This is a genomic window from Serratia proteamaculans, from assembly GCF_004684015.1.
In the GTDB taxonomy this organism is placed as follows: Bacteria; Pseudomonadota; Gammaproteobacteria; order Enterobacterales; family Enterobacteriaceae; genus Serratia; species Serratia proteamaculans_F.
Genome location: NZ_SRIA01000004.1, coordinates 1 through 19256, shown reverse-complemented (window position 1 = coordinate 19256; position 19256 = coordinate 1). Strand labels below are relative to the sequence as shown.

10 protein-coding genes are annotated in these 19256 nt (G+C 52.4%); 4 read left to right on the top strand and 6 right to left on the bottom strand.

From position 1 onward, the window contains the following. Positions 1 to 4 precede the first annotated feature (4 nt). From E5C26_RS01580 to E5C26_RS01565, 4 genes are all read right to left on the bottom strand, one after another. Complete coding sequence (locus E5C26_RS01580) at positions 5 to 1708, bottom strand: NAD(P)/FAD-dependent oxidoreductase (RefSeq protein ID WP_135314784.1); 1704 nt, start codon at positions 1706 to 1708, stop codon at positions 5 to 7. A 44-nt stretch (positions 1709 to 1752) separates the two neighbouring features. Next, entirely contained in the window at positions 1753 to 2835 is a 1083-nt protein-coding gene (locus tag E5C26_RS01575) for a monodechloroaminopyrrolnitrin synthase PrnB family protein (protein WP_135314783.1), read from the bottom strand. Next, a complete protein-coding gene (locus tag E5C26_RS01570) occupies positions 2835 to 4445 on the bottom strand; it encodes a tryptophan halogenase family protein (protein ID WP_135314782.1) in 1611 nt (536 codons plus the stop codon). The genes E5C26_RS01575 and E5C26_RS01570 overlap by 1 nt, the downstream gene beginning before the upstream one ends. Positions 4446 to 5191: 746 nt before the next feature. Further along, positions 5192 to 5938 carry a sulfite exporter TauE/SafE family protein gene (locus tag E5C26_RS01565; protein WP_135314781.1) on the bottom strand — a complete coding sequence of 249 codons (747 nt, stop codon included), beginning with the start codon at positions 5936 to 5938 and terminating at the stop codon, positions 5192 to 5194. Positions 5939 to 6103: 165 nt separating this feature from the next. Between E5C26_RS01565 and actS the strand changes: the two genes are divergently transcribed. Further along, the gene (gene actS, locus E5C26_RS01560) at positions 6104 to 6853 is read left to right on the top strand and encodes an amidase activator ActS (RefSeq protein ID WP_135314780.1); all 750 of its coding nucleotides are present in this window, start codon (positions 6104 to 6106) and stop codon (positions 6851 to 6853) included. A gap of 64 nt (positions 6854 to 6917) precedes the next feature. On the opposite strand, the gene gltP is transcribed toward actS, so the two are convergent. Next, positions 6918 to 8234: a glutamate/aspartate:proton symporter GltP gene (gene gltP, locus E5C26_RS01555; RefSeq protein WP_135314779.1), complete on the bottom strand. Its 1317-nt coding sequence runs from the start codon at positions 8232 to 8234 to the stop codon at positions 6918 to 6920. A gap of 822 nt (positions 8235 to 9056) precedes the next feature. Here gltP and acs point away from each other — a divergent pair. From acs to actP, 3 genes are all read left to right on the top strand, one after another. After that, positions 9057 to 11015, top strand: a complete 1959-nt coding sequence (acs, locus tag E5C26_RS01550) for an acetate--CoA ligase (RefSeq protein ID WP_135314778.1) — start codon at positions 9057 to 9059, stop codon at positions 11013 to 11015. A 92-nt stretch (positions 11016 to 11107) separates the two neighbouring features. Beyond that, positions 11108 to 11419: a DUF485 domain-containing protein gene (locus E5C26_RS01545; RefSeq protein WP_112347862.1), complete on the top strand. Its 312-nt coding sequence runs from the start codon at positions 11108 to 11110 to the stop codon at positions 11417 to 11419. Then, positions 11416 to 13068 (top strand): cation/acetate symporter ActP, encoded by a 1653-nt coding sequence (gene actP / locus E5C26_RS01540; RefSeq protein WP_135314777.1) that lies wholly within the window; start codon positions 11416 to 11418, stop codon positions 13066 to 13068. The genes E5C26_RS01545 and actP overlap by 4 nt, the downstream gene beginning before the upstream one ends. 77 nt (positions 13069 to 13145) lie before the next feature. On the opposite strand, the gene E5C26_RS01535 is transcribed toward actP, so the two are convergent. Further along, complete coding sequence (locus tag E5C26_RS01535) at positions 13146 to 19034, bottom strand: LamG-like jellyroll fold domain-containing protein (RefSeq protein ID WP_135314776.1); 5889 nt, start codon at positions 19032 to 19034, stop codon at positions 13146 to 13148. Positions 19035 to 19256 lie beyond the last annotated feature (222 nt).

The following is a 19256-nucleotide window of genomic DNA, read 5'->3' as shown; positions in this document are numbered from 1 at the left end:
CCGATTACTTCTTACGAGTCAAGCTGATACGGGTCGTAATGTACGCCTTGAGCAGCGCGAACATCGGGTTGTAGTCGAAGTACTTTTTCACCTCTGCCGGCGCGCTGGTTTGTGTCCAGTGCATCAGCTTCATCGCCGGCAGTAGACTGTACTTCGAGTTGTTGAGCTGCGGCTTGTCCCCGGTGATGCAGTACCCGAAACCGAACATCTGCTTGGCGAAGTCCCGTTCGTCTATGAGGGCGTGGATCCGCGCCGCGGCCTCCCCGGTCGGCTTGAGCCCGGCGCTTACGGCCTCGATCTCGGCTTTGGCGTCGTTGAACAACTGGTAGTACCCCTCCATGTCTGCGCACAGGTACCCGAGGTACGGGGGGTCGTTGTCGAGATGATCGAGGTCACCCTCGTCGCGCGAAGCACGGAACCTCGCGTGGGCTTGCACGAGCCGGAACTGCCCGAGGATCGTGCCAACTGCCCACAGCCTGTGGAACGCGTCCCACAAGCGGAAGTCCTTGAACGCCGTGTAGCAGCAGCTGACGAAGTCGTCGTTGTGATCCAAAAGTTTTTGCTGCAGGCGTTCGATGTACTCGAAGCGATCAGGGGAGAAGTCATCGTCACGCAGCGCCTTGATGAGGCGCGCCGCGAGCGCGTGGATGGTCACCGCAGTGTTCTCGAGCCCCCGGGAGAAGAGCGGGTCGATAAACCCGTTCGCGTGCAGCATCAGGCAGTAGCGATCGCCGATGCAGGTGGTCGACGAGAACTGCAGGCGGTCGGTCTTGACCCAGTCACGCACCGGTATAGCGTCGCGGAACTGTGCCCCGATGCTCGGGAACCGCGAGAGGAACTCGTCGAACTCTTGCTGCGCGGAGATGTCCGTTTTCGGGTAGACACGCGGATCAAGCTGCAGGCCGACGCTCACCAGGTTGTTGGTCGACCGCGGATGGTTGTTGAACGGGATCACCCAGAGCCAGCCGCCCTCGAACATGTGGTGCAAGGTCCCCTCGTGCCAGCGCCAGCGCTGCCCCTTGACCTTGAAAATATCGTCGAACGGCTTGACCCCGAGCATGTGCGTGTAGAGGCTGCGCGAGTGCGTCTTGAAGCGACACGGCTCTTCGCGGAGATTGAACTTGGTCGCGAGCGGCGCGCGGGGTCCTCCACAGTCGATCATGTACCGGCCGGTGAACCGTTCGTCCTCGGCGGTGGTCACCGCGACGCCGTCTTTATCGGCGTGGTATTCGGTCACTTTAGTCTTCTGGCGAACCGTGCAGCCGTATTTAATGGCGGCTTGCAACAGGTAGGCGTCGACATCTTGCCGGTAATAATGGCTCTCCGGTCCCCAGGGCAACTCGGGGATGACGCACTGTGTGAACTCCTTCGGGTCGTGCTCCTGGCCGGGTTTGTGGAACACGAAGCCGAAGTTGCGCTTAATGCCCGTGCTCGACGAGACGTAACGCTGCGTCGAGTAGAACGACGTAATGTGGTCGAGCTCCGGAATGCCGTAGCGATCGGCGATGATACGGTTCATTAGAGACGTCTCGGGAATCGACGATTCGCCGATGGTGAACCGCGGGTGCGACGACTCCTCGATGATCAGCACGCGAAACTGCTGTTTGGCCAGGATAGCCCCCATCTGGGTGCCGGACATACCTGAGCCGAGGATGATCACGTCGAAGTGGTTGTTATCGCGCCCGTTCGCAGGGCTGTTCTGAGTCATGAGGGCAAATCTCCTTAATGAGATGGAACAGATGGCCGTACGCGTCAGAACTCGTTGAGAGCGGTGCGAATGCGGGAGCGCGCGGCAAGCGTGAGCGTGACCAGATCGCCGAGCATGCTGGGCGCATACCCTCCACTGCCGATTGCCGGGCCGCTTCGCCCGGCTTCGTACACCCGCTCCGCCAATTGAACATGAGGTGCCCGGAAGCGCAGCAGGATCACGAAGATCCGGTTGAGGGCCGCCAGCCCGGCCCGGACGGGTTCGCCCTGCGCACCTACTCGCGCCTCGCCGATAGCGCGGTCGACGAGCGACGGCTTCCCGGCGAACCGGGCGTAGACCGCCCTGTACGCGGGAAGTACATAGGGCAGGTATGTCTCTTTGAATTCTTGATAAGCCTGGTGGTCCGATTGCGAGCCCCACAGGACGTGATCCAGCACGAAGAGGGGCATTTCTACGGCACCGGGGCCAAGGTAGCTCTGGCCCCCGACGCGGATCGGTTCATAGAAGGGGCGGAGCTCATCGTAGAAGACCTGCGGCGAGATGAAGCGGTACGCGTAGACAATCGATTCGACCATTTTTTGCAGATAGGCGGCCAGGTCGTCGCACCCTTGCGCGAACGCGGGCGACCTCAAGGGGACGTCGTGCAGCTCGACGGTCACCGTGATGGCCGCCTCGAGGGCCGCCATCGAGATGCGCACGCTCTCAAGCAGGTGCGCTTCGTCGCTGAGCCCGGTGTAGCTCCGTTGTGCGTCGGTCGCCGCGGGGTTCCAGACCGTCACATGCAGGAGCGTCTCACGCGGCGGCAGGTCGGTCATGCGCGCCAGGTCGAGCAGCACCGGCTCGAGCCCGGACACCACATCCACGGGCTCGTGTCCGTGCCGCTTGAGCGACCCCAGGAAGAACCCAATGTCCCGCATCGCGGCGGCGGCTTCGACGAAGCCCCAGCCGGAGGGCACACCGCGCATCGGGAGGAACTCACGCAACAGACCGACGATACCGGGCACGTCCTTGTTACGATTCAGGCCCGGCAGTTGCAAAACGAGCGAGCGAGCCTGCAGCGGATCGCAGGCTGCTACGGCAGCGTGCGTGGCAGCGAATACGCATGCCCGGTCCAGGGCGCGCTCCACTACCGGCTCTCCGGCGACACGGGCGTCGGCCCGGATCGAGACAGCCCCGCTTCACCCTCGCGCAGCGACCGCAGGTAGTCATAGTTCGTCGGCAGGCTCGCCCGCAGACGCTCGGCCTCACGCTGGATGCGGGCGAACATCACCTCGGCCTTTTCAATTGACTCCGGTCGCAATTGCAAGAGCGGCAACGACCTGTCGGGCAGCATGCCCAGGCCGGCAAAGATGCAGTAGTAGTTTCCGTTCAACCAGAAGTTCTTGAATTCGAAGTCGAAGGTCTCATAGTACGTGGAATCGTCGAACGACGTGGTGGTCAACGGCAGCCCCGCCTTGTAGCGCTCAACCTTCTCTTTGATGGAGTCGGAGAGCCGCAGGTCGTGCCGGTTCGCAAGCCAGAACGGCGTGTCTTCGCGTGACGAAGTGAAATAGTGCGCTTGGACAAAGTCTCGGCAGTCGTCGAACATGTAGGTGATCTCGGCGTTGAACGCGTCGGCCAACCGCGGATCGAACGAGGTGTCGGGGAAGTGCTTCACGAGTTGGTAAAGCGCCGCGTAGATGAAGTAGATCCCCGTCGATTCCAGGGGCTCCAAAAAGCACGACGCCAGCCCGATAGAGACGCAGTTGTTGACCCACGACCGCTTGTTGCGCCCGACCCGGAACTTGATCTGATTGAGCGGCTGATTGTCCGAGAGGCCCCAGAGGTTGAGAAAGTCGGTGGTGGCCTGGTCGCGGGAGGTGAACTTGCTCGAGAAGACGTAGCCACTGCCGAACCGACCCAGCATCGGAATCTTCCAGGTCCACCCCGAGTTCATGGCGATCGAGGAGGTATAGGGTTCGACCCCCGCTTGCGCGTCGTCGTTGGGAACGGCAGTGGCGACCGCGCTGTCGCACAATAGGTAGTCGGACATGTCAATGAAGGGCTCTTTCAGAGCCTGGTTGATCAGCAGCCCCCGCATGCCTGAGCAGTCGATGAACAGATCCGCCTCCAGCTTCCGGCCCTCTTTGGTGAACAGGCTGGAGATGAAGCCGTGTTCGTTCAGGTTGACCTCCACGACCTCGTCGACCACTCGGTTCACCCCGCGATCGACGGCCCAGCGCTTCAAGAAATCGGCCACCAAGTGCGCGTCGAAGTGCCACGCGTGGGACATCTGACGGGTGCCGTCATGCAGGCACGGTGCCAGATTGCCATCGAGCGCCCCGGGCTGCGGGTAGCAGGCGTACGCCATCGACTGCTGAAAGCCCTGTTCGCGCTTGCGCAGCCAGTAGTGGGTAAGCGGCACGCCGTCGCAGCTCGGCACATTGCCGAACAAATGGTAGAAGTAATCGTTGCGCGAGTGGTCGGGAGACGTTCTCCAATTCACGAACTTGATGCCGGCCTTGAACGCGCCGTTCACCTGAGGCATCCACTCCTGTTCCGGTATTCCGAGGTAGTCGAAGAACACCTTCTGCAAACTCGGGATGGTCGCCTCGCCCACACCGATCCGGGGGATCGTCGCAGATTCGATGAGCGTAATGTTCGCCTGCTGCTGGAGCGCCCGGACGAGATAAGAGGCGGACATCCAGCCCGCAGTGCCGCCGCCCACGATGACGATATTCTTGATCGGTTTGCTCATGACACTCTCCCATAGGAAGTAGTGGAGATGTTAAATTAGGTTCTAATTCAGACTAGAATCTAATTTAAAAAGTGCAAATTCCGTTTCAGAATTAACTCGGCGATATATCCGCACGCGAACCGACCCCTCAAAAACCTAATTACCCACTACCCAACCACCGGTTAAAATATTATTTTCAACCGGTTAGAATTACGGGAAAAGCAGGAAAAACAAGATCGCCTCATTATTCACAACAATAAAATCAAGCCTTGCAACGCCCCGACCACCCACAAACAACTCACGCACAACACACTATTTTTACTGTGTTTTTACAATAAAAAAAGCAACGTATCTTATCCAAAATTTCATGTTCGATGTTTTCAATCACTGCCAGTTAAGATTTTTCACATTCCTTAAATAAACACCCTATCGATTAGATATTAATGGATTATTAATTGTTAGCACGCTTACAATTACAATAATTAAACACCCCGTTAGTTATAGGTGATGCATTATCAACTTGCCAGCCAACAAAAATAATCGATGCCGATTCATACGTTACTTATGTATAATAATATCCGTAGACTAATATTATTTGCACAATCAAGCATTCAGTCTAAAAACAATTATCCATCTAGTTTTCATTAGAATACTCAATGACATTCAGAAATTGTTTTCTGCCTCAAACACCCATCCATTGACATATCGTCGAGGGCAATCCTGGTGAGCTATAACCCTTGGGGTTCAGCTTCGCCCCGCCATCGCCGTCAACTAAAGTACTTAACAATCAACATCGCTCCGGAAGCCAACAAGATCACATTGATGAGCTTGAGGAACTGCTCACGCGACATTTTCAGCGTGAAGTAACGGCCCAGGGTAATCCCCACCGGCATGCCCGGCACCAGCACTAGCGCCAACAGTAATAAATCAACGTCCAGATACACACCGGCCAGAGCAAAAATGACCACCCGAGTCAGGGTACTCATGCCAATCAACGTGGTTTGGGTGATGCGGAAAGCTTCTTTTTTCTCAATCCGGCCGCTGAGATAGATGGCATAAATAAAACCGCCGCTGCCAAATAGTGCGCTGAATATCCCCCCAACCAAACCAAAAGGCACCGCCGCCCTGGGTGAAAATTGCCGGGCGGGCTTTAAACCACTGAGTGAATAGAGCGCGTAAACCACCACAAAAATGCCCAGCGCCAGCAACAGAATTTCGGGTCGAGTCTTCAGCAGGATCGCAGCCCCTAACAGGCTGCCGATAATCATCAATGGGACCAGCCTTTTTAGTTCAGGCCATTGGGCATTCCGCCCGTCGCGACTGACGTTAACAATAGCCGCGCACATATCCAGCAGTGCCAGCAAGGGGACGATTTTTGCCACCGGCATATAAAGCGCCATTATCGGACTGGCGACTAACGCAGAACCAAAACCGGCGATGCCAAAGATTACATAAGCCACTAATAGTGTGGCTGCCAGCACCAGATAACCGGAGAGCGTTAAGGTTTCTTGCATATTAGCTGTTCCCAATCCATGAACATTGTTGAGCCGAACGGCAAAACCTGCTGCTTTAGCCCGGCAGAATTTAGTCCATGGCGGCGTTTTTGACCACCTGACCGTTGATGTTACTATAGGCAGATCACAATAGAGCGCGACGACGTTTAAGGACGATATTTGAGTATGGGAAGCACATTCACTGTATGGCGACTGATTGCCGTGTGCGTAATCAGTTTGGGATTACTGGGGTGCGGCTCCGGAAAGAAATCGAACAGCTATGACCGTGATTATGATCGGCTGGCCAGAGGCAGTTATAACGGCAACACCTACACCGTCAAACGCGGCGATACTCTGTTCTACATTGCCTGGATCACCAACAGCGAAGTCAGCGAGTTGGCACGGCGCAATAAAATCCCCAAACCCTACAACCTCGAAATTGGTCAAAAGCTGGCGTTAAATAACGTAACGGTGAAGAAAGGCAAGACACGCAAAACACAGTCAACCAGCCAGATTGCAGCCGTTGCACCGCCGATCCGCAGCAGTATCAAATGCTGGCGCTGGCCAACCCAGGGCAATATTATCAGCAAGTATTCGACGGCCGACGGGGGCAATAAAGGCATCGATATCGCCGGTAACCGCGGGCAACCGGTATTTGCCGCAGCCAAAGGACGGGTGGTGTATGTCGGCAACCAACTGCGCGGTTATGGCAATCTGATTATGATCAAACACAATGATGAGTACATCAGTGCCTATGCCCACAACAATACCCTGTTGGTTCGCAATGCTCAGGAAGTGAAAGCCGGACAGAAAATTGCCACCATGGGCAGCACAGGTACCGACAAGGTGATGCTGCACTTCCAGATCCGTTATCGTGCCACCGCATTGGATCCGCTGCGCTTCCTGCCGGCTCAGGGTTCTGCACCCTCCTGTTGATCCCGAGACGATAAAAACCCGCTTAGGCGGGTTTTTACGTCAAATCAATCTCGCCCAAAAGCGATTAAGACTCTGTTATCTGCCTGACCTTGCCGGACAAGAATTCTTTCTCGAAGGCCAACGCCTTTTTACTGTCGAACTGATGTTCCCATTTTGCTACCACCAGCACCGCCAGCGCATTGCCCACCACGTTCAGTGCGGTACGCGCCATATCCAGGATGCGATCTACACCGGCGATAAACGCCAAACCCTCTAACGGGATCCCCACGCTCCCGAGTGTCGCCAACAGTACCACAAAGGAAACACCGGGCACGCCGGCAATCCCCTTGGAGGTAAGCATCAGCGTCACCACCAGTACAATCTCCTGGCCCAGGGACAGCTCAATCCCATACAGCTGCGCAATAAAAATGGCGGCAATACTCTGATACAGCGTTGAACCGTCCAGATTGAAGGAATAACCGGTCGGTACCACAAAGCTGGTGATCGCCTTCGGCGCGCCGTAACCCTCCATCTTTTCAATGATACGCGGCAACACCGTTTCCGAACTGGCGGTGGAAAAGGCCAGGATCAGTTCATCCTTCAGGATACGGATCAGCGTCCAGATCCGCAGGTTACAGAAACGGGCGACCGCCCCCAGCACCACCAACGCAAAGAAGACAATCGCGAAGTACACCAGCAGTACCAGTTTTGCCAGGGGTAACAACGAGGCAAAGCCAAAGTTGGCAACCGTCACCGCAATCAGACCAAACACCCCAATCGGCGCATAACGCATGATCATATGCGTCACTTTAAACATGCTTTCTGAAACGGCTTTAAACACCTTCAGCAAGGGTTCTTTGGTATCTTTCGGCAGTGATGACAGACCCAGGCCAAACAGTACCGAAAAGAAGATAATCGGCAGCATGTCGCCTTTCGCCATTGAGGCGAAGATATTGGATGGGATCAACGACAAAATGGTGGCAACCAGGCTGTGCGAACCGCTTTGCACCTGCTGCGTGGTTTTTTCATACTGCGAGATATCCACCGCAGTCAGCGTCGACATGTCGATGCCGTGGCCAGGTTGAAAAACATTAGCTAACGTCAGCCCTACCACGATGGCAATCGTGGTGATCACTTCGAAGTAAATAATGGTTTTCAACCCGAGGCGACCTAACTTTTTTGCATCCCCGACCCCGGCAATACCCACCACCAGCGTAGAAATAACGATCGGCACTACAATCATCTTAATCAGGCGGATAAATATATCACCAGCCGGGCTAAGAATATTACTGACTAACCACTCCCGTGATTCAGTTTGATTATGGAGCACCGCTCCTACCAGAATACCCAGCGCTAACGCGATCATAATTTGCCAGGCAAGACTGACTTTTACACTCTTCATACCCAAAAAGTCCTCAAAGACTCTTTTTGGCACATTCACAATAATGCGCCGAAAAGAATACTTAATCATTTAATACAGGCTTATGTTAATGACCAGAAAACGCTCACCTGCCCTGAGTGTGGCGCCGCCTAAATCTGTACCATTTGAATGGCATAGTCTGCAAGCCTTGTTTTTTCTGGATTTTGTTTAAATTCCAACCCTGTTGGTGTTGATTTTTTAATCTCACAAAACATAATTCACTGTTATTAAAAGCATAATTTTATGTGATAGCAATCACAAAACATCCCATAGGCTGAAATTTAGGCGTAATGAAATTGCGTTAATTTTCGCTAATTATGCATATTTAGTCCAACAGGCGTGGGGGATTGTGTTGCATAGATGTTTTTTATAATTAAGGGCATTGAATATCGATGACCGCTATATTAATCAAGAATAATGACCAAACAGTTTACTTATTAGCGATACATCCTGACAAGCAGGAAAATAATATCAACATGGAATATTAACGACGGTCTATGTTTCGAAATAGTTTAACGAGGGGCGAATACGATTTTTATGCAGCGACTATTCTCTATAAAAACTGAATGTATTGTCGGATTAGTTATTCTTTTTAGTTCTTTAGATAGCGTTTTCTGGCAAAAACTTCCTATCTGACCGTTTTTTCCCGCCAAGCAGATAGATGCCCAACACAAATGGGGCAGAACTATTACAAATCAATATCTTCGTTGCGTGATCTGCCGCGCAAAAAAGAAACAAAGAATCGGAGCAAACTATACTTAACCTTCAGTTGACATATCATTAACAACTTCAAGGAGAAAAGCCATGAGCCAAGTGCATAAACACGCTATTCCTTCTGCAATTGCAGAACACGCCCTGATTAATCCGACACAATATCAACAATATTATCAACAATCTGTGCAAGACCCAGAAGCGTTCTGGGGCCAGCAGGGAAAAATCCTGGACTGGATAAAACCTTATACCCGGGTAAAAAATACCTCATTCGACCCGGGCCATATCAGCATTCGCTGGTTTGAAGACGGCACCCTGAACCTGGCAGCCAACTGCCTCGATCGCCACCTGGCCGAACGCGGCGACCAAACTGCCATTATCTGGGAAGGTGACGATCCCACCCAGTCAAAACAGGTGACCTATAAACAACTGCACCATGATGTCTGCCAATTCGCCAACGTGCTGAAAAAGCTGGGCGTCAAGAAAGGCGACGTCGTAGCTATCTATATGCCAATGGTGCCGGAAGCCGCGGTCGCCATGCTGGCCTGTGCCCGCATCGGGGCCGTACATTCGGTGATCTTTGGCGGTTTCTCGCCGGAAGCGGTCGCCGGGCGCATTATCGACTCCAACTCCAAACTGGTGATCACCGCCGACGAAGGCCTGCGTGCCGGGCGCGCGGTTCCGCTGAAGAAAAACGTCGATGACGCGCTGAAAAACCCAGGTGTGAAAAGTGTCACCAACGTCGTCGTGTTCCAGCGTACCGGCAAACCGGGTTACTGGCAGGAAGGCCGAGATCTGTGGTGGCATGAACTGACCCAGGGTGTTTCAGCCGACTGCCCGCCTGAAGAGATGAATGCGGAAGACCCGCTGTTTATCCTTTATACCTCCGGCTCGACCGGTAAACCCAAGGGCGTATTGCACACCACCGGCGGTTATCTGGTGTATGCCGCCATGACCTTCAAATATGTCTTCGATTACCACGACGGTGACGTGTACTGGTGTACCGCCGACGTCGGTTGGGTCACTGGCCACAGCTATCTGTTATACGGCCCGCTGGCCTGCGGTGCCATTACCCTGATGTTTGAAGGGGTACCGAACTACCCTGGCGTTAACCGTCTGTCACAGGTGATCGACAAACACCAGGTCAATATCCTGTATACCGCCCCTACCGCCATTCGCGCCCTGATGGCCGAAGGCGATAAGGCGATTGAGGGTACCCAACGCGACTCACTGCGCATCATGGGGTCGGTCGGCGAGCCGATCAACCCGGAGGCCTGGGAGTGGTATTACAATAAAATCGGCAACGCTAAATGCCCGATCGTCGACACCTGGTGGCAGACTGAAACCGGCGGCTTTATGATCACCCCACTGCCCGGTGCCACCGAGTTGAAAGCCGGTTCCGCTACGCGGCCGTTCTTTGGCGTTCAGCCGGCGCTGGTCGATAATACCGGCACTGTGCAGGAGGGTGCCTGTGAAGGCAACCTGGTGATCACCGACTCCTGGCCGGGCCAGGCACGCACGCTGTTCGGCGATCACGATCGCTTCGAGCAAACCTACTTCTCCACCTTTAAAGGTATGTATTTCAGCGGTGACGGCGCACGCCGTGACGAAGACGGCTATTACTGGATCACCGGCCGTGTCGATGACGTACTTAACGTGTCCGGCCACCGTCTGGGCACTGCGGAGATCGAATCCGCCCTGGTCTCTCACCCGAAAATCGCCGAAGCGGCGGTGGTCGGTATCCCACATAACATCAAAGGCCAGGCGATTTACGCCTATATCACGCTGAACCACGGTGAAGAACCTTCGCCTGAGCTCTATACCGAAGTACGTAACTGGGTACGTAAAGAAATAGGACCGATCGCCACGCCGGATGTACTGCACTGGACAGACTCTCTGCCAAAAACGCGCTCCGGCAAGATCATGCGTCGCATCCTGCGCAAAATTGCCGCCGGGGATACCAGCAATCTGGGGGATACCTCAACGCTGGCGGATCCGGCCGTAGTCGACAAGCTGTTGGAAGAAAAACAATCAATGAAAGTTCCGTCGTAATTTCCGCCGCCTCAGGCCGATCAGCGGGAACATAACCCGGTGATCGGCATCAAGCGCGGCGTACTCTATCAATACCTACTGGAGATGCTCTGATGAATGACACCATTTATCAAGGGATTGAGGAAAACCCGCGCTTTATAGAACTGGTGCGAAAACGTAGCCGATTCGCCTGGCTGCTTTCACTGATTACCCTGGCGCTGTACGTCAGTTTTATTTTATTGATCGCGTTTGATCCACAGTGGTTGGGCACACCGATCGCTGAAGGATCGACCATTACCCGCGGGATCCCGGTAGGTGTCGGCCTGATCGTGATCTCTTTTGTGTTGACCGGGATCTACGTCTTCCGTGCCAACGGCGAGTTCGATCGCCTGACTGCAGAAATTTTGCGTGAGGTGAAGAAATGAAGCCTTTATTGTCTGTCGCCGCCCTGCTGATGCTGCCGGGCCTGGCTTTTGCCGATGCCATTAGCGGCGAAGTCCATCGCCAGCCGTTGAACATTCAGGCGATCGTGATGTTTGTGCTGTTTGTCGGCGCCACACTGTACATCACTTACTGGGCTTCCAAACGCACTCGCTCCCGGCAAGACTACTATACCGCCGGCGGGAAAATTACCGGTCTGCAGAACGGTCTGGCGATTGCCGGTGACTTTATGTCGGCCGCCTCTTTCCTGGGTATTTCCGCACTGGTGTATACCTCGGGTTATGACGGGTTGATTTATTCCATCGGCTTCCTGATTGGCTGGCCGATCATTTTGTTCCTGATTGCGGAACGCCTGCGCAATCTGGGCCGCTATACCTTTGCCGACGTGGCCTCTTACCGCCTGAAGCAAAAACCCATCCGCACGCTTTCGGCCTGCGGTTCACTGGTGGTGGTCGCGCTGTACCTGATTGCGCAGATGGTGGGCGCCGGTAAACTGATCCAGTTGCTGTTTGGTCTCAACTACCATGTGGCGGTGATCCTGGTCGGTATCCTGATGGTGTTGTATGTCTTGTTCGGTGGCATGCTGGCAACCACCTGGGTGCAGATTATCAAAGCGGTGCTGTTACTGGCCGGTGCCAGTTTTATGGCGCTGATGGTGATGAAATCGGTCAATTTTGACTTCAACACCCTGTTTGCCGAAGCCGTGAAAGTGCATCCGAAAGGCATAGCTATCATGAGCCCGGGCGGCCTGGTTTCCGATCCTATTTCAGCGCTCTCCCTGGGGCTGGCGTTGATGTTTGGTACTGCCGGCCTGCCGCATATTCTGATGCGCTTCTTTACCGTCAGCGACGCCAAAGAAGCCCGTAAGAGTGTGTTCTATGCCACCGGTTTTATCGGGTATTTCTATATCCTGACCTTTATTATCGGTTTCGGTGCCATCTTGTTAGTCAGCCCGAACCCGGCGTTCAAAGACGCTACCGGGGCGCTGCTGGGCGGCACCAATATGGCAGCGGTACATCTGGCCAACGCAGTGGGGGGTAACTTCTTCCTCGGCTTTATCTCGGCGGTCGCTTTCGCCACCATTTTGGCGGTGGTTGCCGGCCTGACGCTGGCAGGAGCTTCTGCGGTATCTCACGATTTGTACGCCAGCGTGATTAAAAATGGTAAGGCAACTGAACGCGATGAATTGCGGGTGTCCAAAATTACCGTGGTGATCCTGGGCGTTGTGGCGATTGCGTTGGGGATTTTGTTTGAAAAACAGAACATCGCCTTTATGGTCGGGTTGGCTTTCTCTATCGCAGCCAGTTGTAACTTCCCGATTATCATTCTGTCGATGTACTGGTCACGGCTGACCACTCGCGGTGCCATGATTGGCGGCTGGTTAGGTCTGCTGACGGCAGTGATCCTGATGATCCTTGGCCCGACGATTTGGGTACAGATTCTGGGGCACGAGAAACCGATTTACCCTTATGAGTATCCGGCGCTGTTCTCAATGCTGGTCGCTTTTATCGGCACCTGGCTGTTCTCGGTGACCGACAGCTCGCTGACCGGGCAACAGGAGCGTGAGCGCTTCCGCGCCCAATTTGTTCGTTCCCAAACCGGCCTGGGCATTTCTCAGGGCAGCTCGCATTAAACATAGATCAGTGGGTTCAGCATGCTGAACCCACTCTTATTGAACCTAAACCAATAGGTTCTTTACTGCCGCTGACGTTATTCTTTTCCCATCAAGCCAATGGCGGCAATACCTCGCTTAATCGCCTCATTGTTCATATACAGCCGCCAAATGATGCCGGTCCGGTAGTTTTCAAGCATAACGATGCTAATCCCCTTCTCCAATCCGTTAACCGAAGATGCATACCAATAGGGCGTAACATCCAGGTTATACCCACTGTTAAATCCATACTTGCCCCAGGTATACGGATGGTTCCTGTAATAGTTTTGCATGGCTGCCAGTGATTCCTTTGGCGTAAACACCATGGCCCCGACCGCGCCAGAGAGCACCATGGTGCCATCGGTATTTGCAGCAGTGGCCGGTGGTGCGCCGTAGTTACCATGGTATTGGCCATCCGGCCCCTGGCCCGCCGACAACCCCCAGGAATCCGGACCAAAGGTCATGAAGTTATCCTGTTCATCAATACTGTATTGCCGACTGATTTGCGAGTTAAGCACCCCGTCGTTAAACCAGTCATCGCCTGCCTTATCCACCTTGCCACGAAAATCGACCCAGGCATTGGAGAACTGGTTGGTAAAGCTGGAGCCAAACCAGGTGTCAAACACCGGTTGGCTCCCCCGATAGGAACGCTTGTCACGGCCAATGCTATAGAACATATCGCCGTTAACCGGATACGTCGGAGAGCCAGCCGCCAGGACATACATGCTGGCCTGTTCGACTGGGCCTGACCAGCGGTAATCTGAAAAACCTCCGCCATTTTCCGGGTACCATGCCATATAAAACTGATTGGTTTTAGCATCACGGAACCATGGCCATTCGACCTTGTGATAAATCTGATCCGCCAGTTGTTTTATTTCACCACCGAAGTATTCCCCGGCAACAATCACCCCGTTCAGCGCCAGCGTGGTATCAATGGTCGAAAGCTCAGAAGTCCAGACGCGTTTCGCAGTCAGCTTATCCAGGAAGTGGTAGAAGAAGCCTTTATGCTGCTCAGCATTGTTCAACAGCATATTCAGCGTCCCCAGAGTGCGGGCAGCACCTTGTTCTCTGGTGATCCAACCGTTATCAACACCCACCGTAATTGCCGACAGGGCGAAACCAACCTGCGCCACATTGCAAGCTGGCAAGCCACTTGAATCGTTGACCAGACCGTAGCCCGGGCTGGCAGGATCGCTATTTGCCCTCTCCCAGAAGAAATCGAAACTTCTTCTGGCTTCCAGCTCAATCAGTGCTGCATCACCTATCTCTCGAACCGGCGGCTTTTCAGTATCAAAAATTTGCAGCTCGTAGATGGAAGGTAAATCACTCGCCGCGGTAATATTCAGGCGGATCTGCGATGCTTTTACCCGCGGGAAATAAATCTTGGCGCTCGGGCCGAGGGTCGTTCCCTGATAAACCGGTAACCACTGCCCGTTTTGCAACACTTCAAGGGTGAAGGCGCTAACCCGGGATTCATACTCCTTGATCTGCACCAGATCGAAATTAATATCAGCCCCAAAATCCACAGCAAGCCATGCGGGCAGTGGAACGTTATGCGATGCCCAGCGGCTCTCAGTATCACCATCAATGGTTTTATCGGCCGTATACTGTGGCTGCTTAAACCATATGCTGCTGGCACTGGCCTTGGCGTCAATATCCCACAGAAGGTTATAGCTTGGTCGCACCTCAAACTGGTGTTTCACCCCTTTGATGCCATGCGGATAACGTTCCTGGATATAAAGTTGGGAATGTTCCAGCAATGGCGGCAACTCAAGCTTGAAACGCCCATCATCAGCCACCAAGCCGCTCAGCGATACCCCACTGTCAGTGGTGACCTCAAGCGTGCTGCCTGGCGTTGCCGCACCCAGTAACCAACGGCTCTTGTCGGTGAACCCCTGATTATCCAAGCTGAAAGCCGCGACCACCGTCACGTCACAATAGGCAGAATAGGCACCATCAGCACTGGTGACCGTAATTTTCGTCAGGCCAGGATGAAGTGCTTTAACGGTGCATGACGTTTCATTGACTTGCAGGCCGGCGACATTTTTTTCCGCATTTTCCCAGTTCAACTTGCCTGGGCTCACCGCCTTAATCGCAGCAACCAGGGTAAACTCTTTACCAACCTCCAGAGTAACCCTTTCCTGATTTAGCGTGATGCCTGAAGGATCCTCTTGCGTCAGCGTCTGCTCTGTCAATCCAGGCAGGATCTCGCGCCCTTGCGGAGTGGCGACCATCGCATCCTTGATATGCAAACCATGCTGAGGTGAATGCCTGCGTGTTTTAAAGCTAAATAATGTCTGCCCGGTTGGTAGTGGGCGCTCGGCGATAAACACCAAACGCAACTTTTCTGCAGTAAGCTCCTGGCGTAATAAGGTAATACCTGCCAACTGAGGAGTAACCTGTTCCAGCAGAGTATTATCCAATTCAATGGTCATATCACCGGCACAGAGATCGTGGCCACTATTTTTCAGTGCCAACTGATAGCTACCAACGCTGTTCGAAGGAGTATTCACCACTTTGGTCATCACCCATTCAGGCAGGCTGGTATCTGATAACTGAGCCTGCTCCACGAACATGCTGCGTAAACCGACCTCGTTGTTGGCATAAGGGATATTCAAAGCATGGAGCACCATCCCTGCAATGTCTTTAGTGGAGCCCCCCGACACAATTTTCTCACCCATCGGGTCTCTGGCGATGGTTCGGCCATTCGCCGCGATAAAAATGGTACGTGCCATGGCAGAGTTCTGTCCGTGGCCAAAGTTCTGAGTTTGGTGTCCATCGGCTTGCTCAGTGCCACCACCGTGGTCGGGCGAGACAATCACCAGCGTGTCTTCGCGTAATCCCTGCCGATCCAACTCGGCAAGCAAAGGGGTTATTTGTTTATCAACCGTAGCCAACGCCTGGTAGTACGCAGGGCCATAATAGCCCTTCCCGTGCCCTGCCAGATCGATATCGCTCAGATGAACCATCATGAATGCGGTGTCTTTCAACTTACCGCTGGCGATGTAAGCCGTTGCCTTTTTCACAATGCCCTCATCATTATCCTTGACGCACTCCACCCCAAGAGAGGGCTCAATCAGACTATTGGCAATCGCATCCCAGGAGACGTACGCCGCAAGCCTGCGGTTTGGCATCGCCTGGCGCAGCCGTTTAAATAATGTGGGATAGCTACTGTTCTCCGGGTAGTAACTCTCAGCGGCAACACCATTGGTTACCCCGTGCTTTTTAGTATCGACTCCCGTCAGTATCGCTCCCCAGTTTGGCCCCGAATCAGATGGCATCACTGATTGTGCCGTGTAAGTCACCGCCCCCTGCTCGATCATTTGTCGTAAACACGGGATCTGCAATCGGTCGCCAACCGTTTCTTTCTTCGCATCGACTGAGGACCAATAGGGAGCCTGCGCACGCACACTGGCACCTGCACCATCCATGCCAATAAACAGCACGCGTTTATAGGGCATAAACGCAAGTTGCTGCGCCGTTAACGCTCGCTGCTCAATCGGGGAATTAATAACATCAGCCAAGGTGATCACACCATCCTGGTTATTATCCAGAGATAACGACGGGTTAATGTTCACCGGGTGTGTTGCCGTCTCCAGCACATCAATCTGGTATAAGCGATCTCTCTCATAAAAATGACTGTTTAATAAAGAGAAATCGCCAACACCTCGTGCGGCAACGGTTTTAAAGCGTAACTCCCCTATTTTTGTTTTTTGCCAGTCAAGCGGGTTGTCATTGTTGAATGTACGGCCACCATAACCGCTGATGTTTAGAATTCCCTTCTCTGCAACATTTACCCTAATATCTGTTCCGATAGCCTCAATGAATTCAAATAACGAGGGATCATAATGGAGTTCGCTGTTGAGCTCATCAATCACGTTAACCATATTGTTGGTACGCAAATGTAGGTTCAACGTAAACGCAGAGTCTGGAACCGTTTGTTCTGCACCGATGAACTTCAGACTACCGCTAAATTTCTCTGTTAGTGGTTTGACGACGAGATCCCGGTATTCCTCATAGAATGCCAGCGCCTCTTGCGCGCTGACTACCCGGTTGATAATTCTCAACTCGTCAATCTGCGTTTTTTCGTTGAGCCGATATTGCCCCTTGGCATCAGCACCAATAGCAATATCCAGCACAGTTGTTGTATCTCCTGAAGAGCGAATATCAATTTGATGCTGCAGTACACCGTCCTTATAAAAACAGGCATTACCGGCACGATCGTGGCTCACCGTGATCTGGTGCCATCTGCCATCAGCCATATGGATCGGGTGGTCTGCGCCAAGATCATAACGACCCGCATTGCCGCCCTTCCAGTTCCAGCTCAGCGTATTTTCATGGATCCCCACCTGCCAGCCTGGGTTACCACCACTGTTCCAGTCTTTATTCGCAATAATCGTTTGTTCTTGATTCACCGCAGGGGAGTTGATCCAAAAACACAAGCTGAAATCACCGGCTAAATCATTTTGTAATTCTGCATTGGGAACAGTGATGAACGTTTTACCGTCGAATGAGAATGCGCTGCCAGCAAAACTGGTAGCGTACACCTCTTTGCCATGAGCTACTGCATAATATTCTTTATCTGTGCTTTCATTCAAAGAGCCATCGAACGAGTAATGAAGGGTTTTAAGAGCAGGAACAAGTTTTGGGTAATAGATTTCATATTCCTGTTGAACTAGTTGAGGGGAAATAATATTGTTGGATATCTGAACGCGGTCGAGCAAAGCATTTTCCAGACCATACTTACCCAGCCCATCGGCACCAATATTAAAATCTAAATGAGTATTGGTATGACCGTTACCAGAGATAGAGATCCGCTTCTGTTCCTTACCGTCAATATAGAAAATGGCATCACCGCGGCGATCGTGTGTAATAGCAATATGGTGCCATTTAAAGTCAGCGACAGGGATATCATTTACGTCTAGCCGGCTGCCATAGGCGCCTTTCCAGTTCCAACGCAGGTTCTTGCCACTAATGCCGATGACCCAACCGATGTTGGCGCCCACACTCCAATCTTTGTTCGAGAATATAACGCCCTCATACTGCGCATTCGTTTTTATCCAGAAAGAAATGCTAAAGTCACCGTCTAACGCCGGTAACAGATCACTCTGTGGCAAAGTAATGTAGGACTTGGCCAACCTGGCCGCTTGTCCATCAAAGCTGCGAACGAAGCTAACATTCCCGGTGGCAACACCATGATTACCTGCACCTGAGCTATCTTGCAGATCCCCTTCAAAGTTCATTAATAGTGCTAATGGCTTCTGTAATTTATCTTTTAAATCATGGAATTTTTGTCTGATTTCATTAGAGGTCAATACCTTATCATAGATTTCAAACTCATCCAGATGGCTGCCATTCAAAGGATATTGACCTAAAGCATCAGCACCAATCACCGTTGCATAACCACTATCAATATCACCTGCGTTGGAGATATCAATAGTATAAACCTGCTCTCCATCCTTATAGAATATGGCATCGCCCCAACGTTCGAAAGTGACAGCGATATGGTGCCATTGATTATCAGCAATCTTGATATTTTGTTCGGCGCCGATATCCAGGCGTGATCTGGATTCGTCTTTCCAGTTGCAGACCAAATAGTCCTTATTGACACCAATCAACCAACCGATATTTGAACCATTCTGCCAGTCTTTATTGGATATGATAACTCCGTCTCTAGACGTACCGGTTTTGATCCAAAATGACAGGCTGAAATCACGAGAATCAGAAAATAGAAAACTGTCTTTTACTAAATAAATAGTGCCGTTCTCGAAGTAACCGTCCTGACCCATATTGTTTTTAGTCAGGACAACATTACCTGAAACTTTATCTATATTGTTATTTCCCGATATGTCTTTAATTTCAGTGTTGAAGTCTATTTTCGCCAATAAGGAACTTACGTCCCCAGCAGCATAGCCTTCGAAACCTGTTTCTTTATGTTTATTACTCATATTATTTCACCTACTTTTTGAATGGCTTTTAAAGTGAGCGAACCATAACATGAGAGAAATAAGGCGAAAATGTATCCCGATGGTGTGAGAAATCACACAACGGATTAATTTTTAAACGGGGGATACTTAATTAAGTCTGGGCAGGAATTATAATGCGATCTTTTTGATGCACTTTAAGGACTGATATGAAGAGTGGATGGAATGGCGGTAATTTATTTATAG

What these genes read in the sequence shown, in the direction of transcription:
- E5C26_RS01580 (WP_135314784.1), bottom strand. Translation starts at nt 1,708, where the DNA reads ATGACTCAGAACAGCCCTGCGAACGGGCGCGATAACAACCACTTCGAC.
- E5C26_RS01570 (WP_135314782.1), bottom strand. Translation starts at nt 4,445, where the DNA reads ATGAGCAAACCGATCAAGAATATCGTCATCGTGGGCGGCGGCACTGCG.
- E5C26_RS01565 (WP_135314781.1), bottom strand. Translation starts at nt 5,938, where the DNA reads ATGCAAGAAACCTTAACGCTCTCCGGTTATCTGGTGCTGGCAGCCACA.
- actS (WP_135314780.1), top strand. Translation starts at nt 6,104, where the DNA reads ATGGGAAGCACATTCACTGTATGGCGACTGATTGCCGTGTGCGTAATC.
- gltP (WP_135314779.1), bottom strand. Translation starts at nt 8,234, where the DNA reads ATGAAGAGTGTAAAAGTCAGTCTTGCCTGGCAAATTATGATCGCGTTA.
- acs (WP_135314778.1), top strand. Translation starts at nt 9,057, where the DNA reads ATGAGCCAAGTGCATAAACACGCTATTCCTTCTGCAATTGCAGAACAC.
- E5C26_RS01545 (WP_112347862.1), top strand. Translation starts at nt 11,108, where the DNA reads ATGAATGACACCATTTATCAAGGGATTGAGGAAAACCCGCGCTTTATA.
- actP (WP_135314777.1), top strand. Translation starts at nt 11,416, where the DNA reads ATGAAGCCTTTATTGTCTGTCGCCGCCCTGCTGATGCTGCCGGGCCTG.
- E5C26_RS01535 (WP_135314776.1), bottom strand. Translation starts at nt 19,034, where the DNA reads ATGAGTAATAAACATAAAGAAACAGGTTTCGAAGGCTATGCTGCTGGG.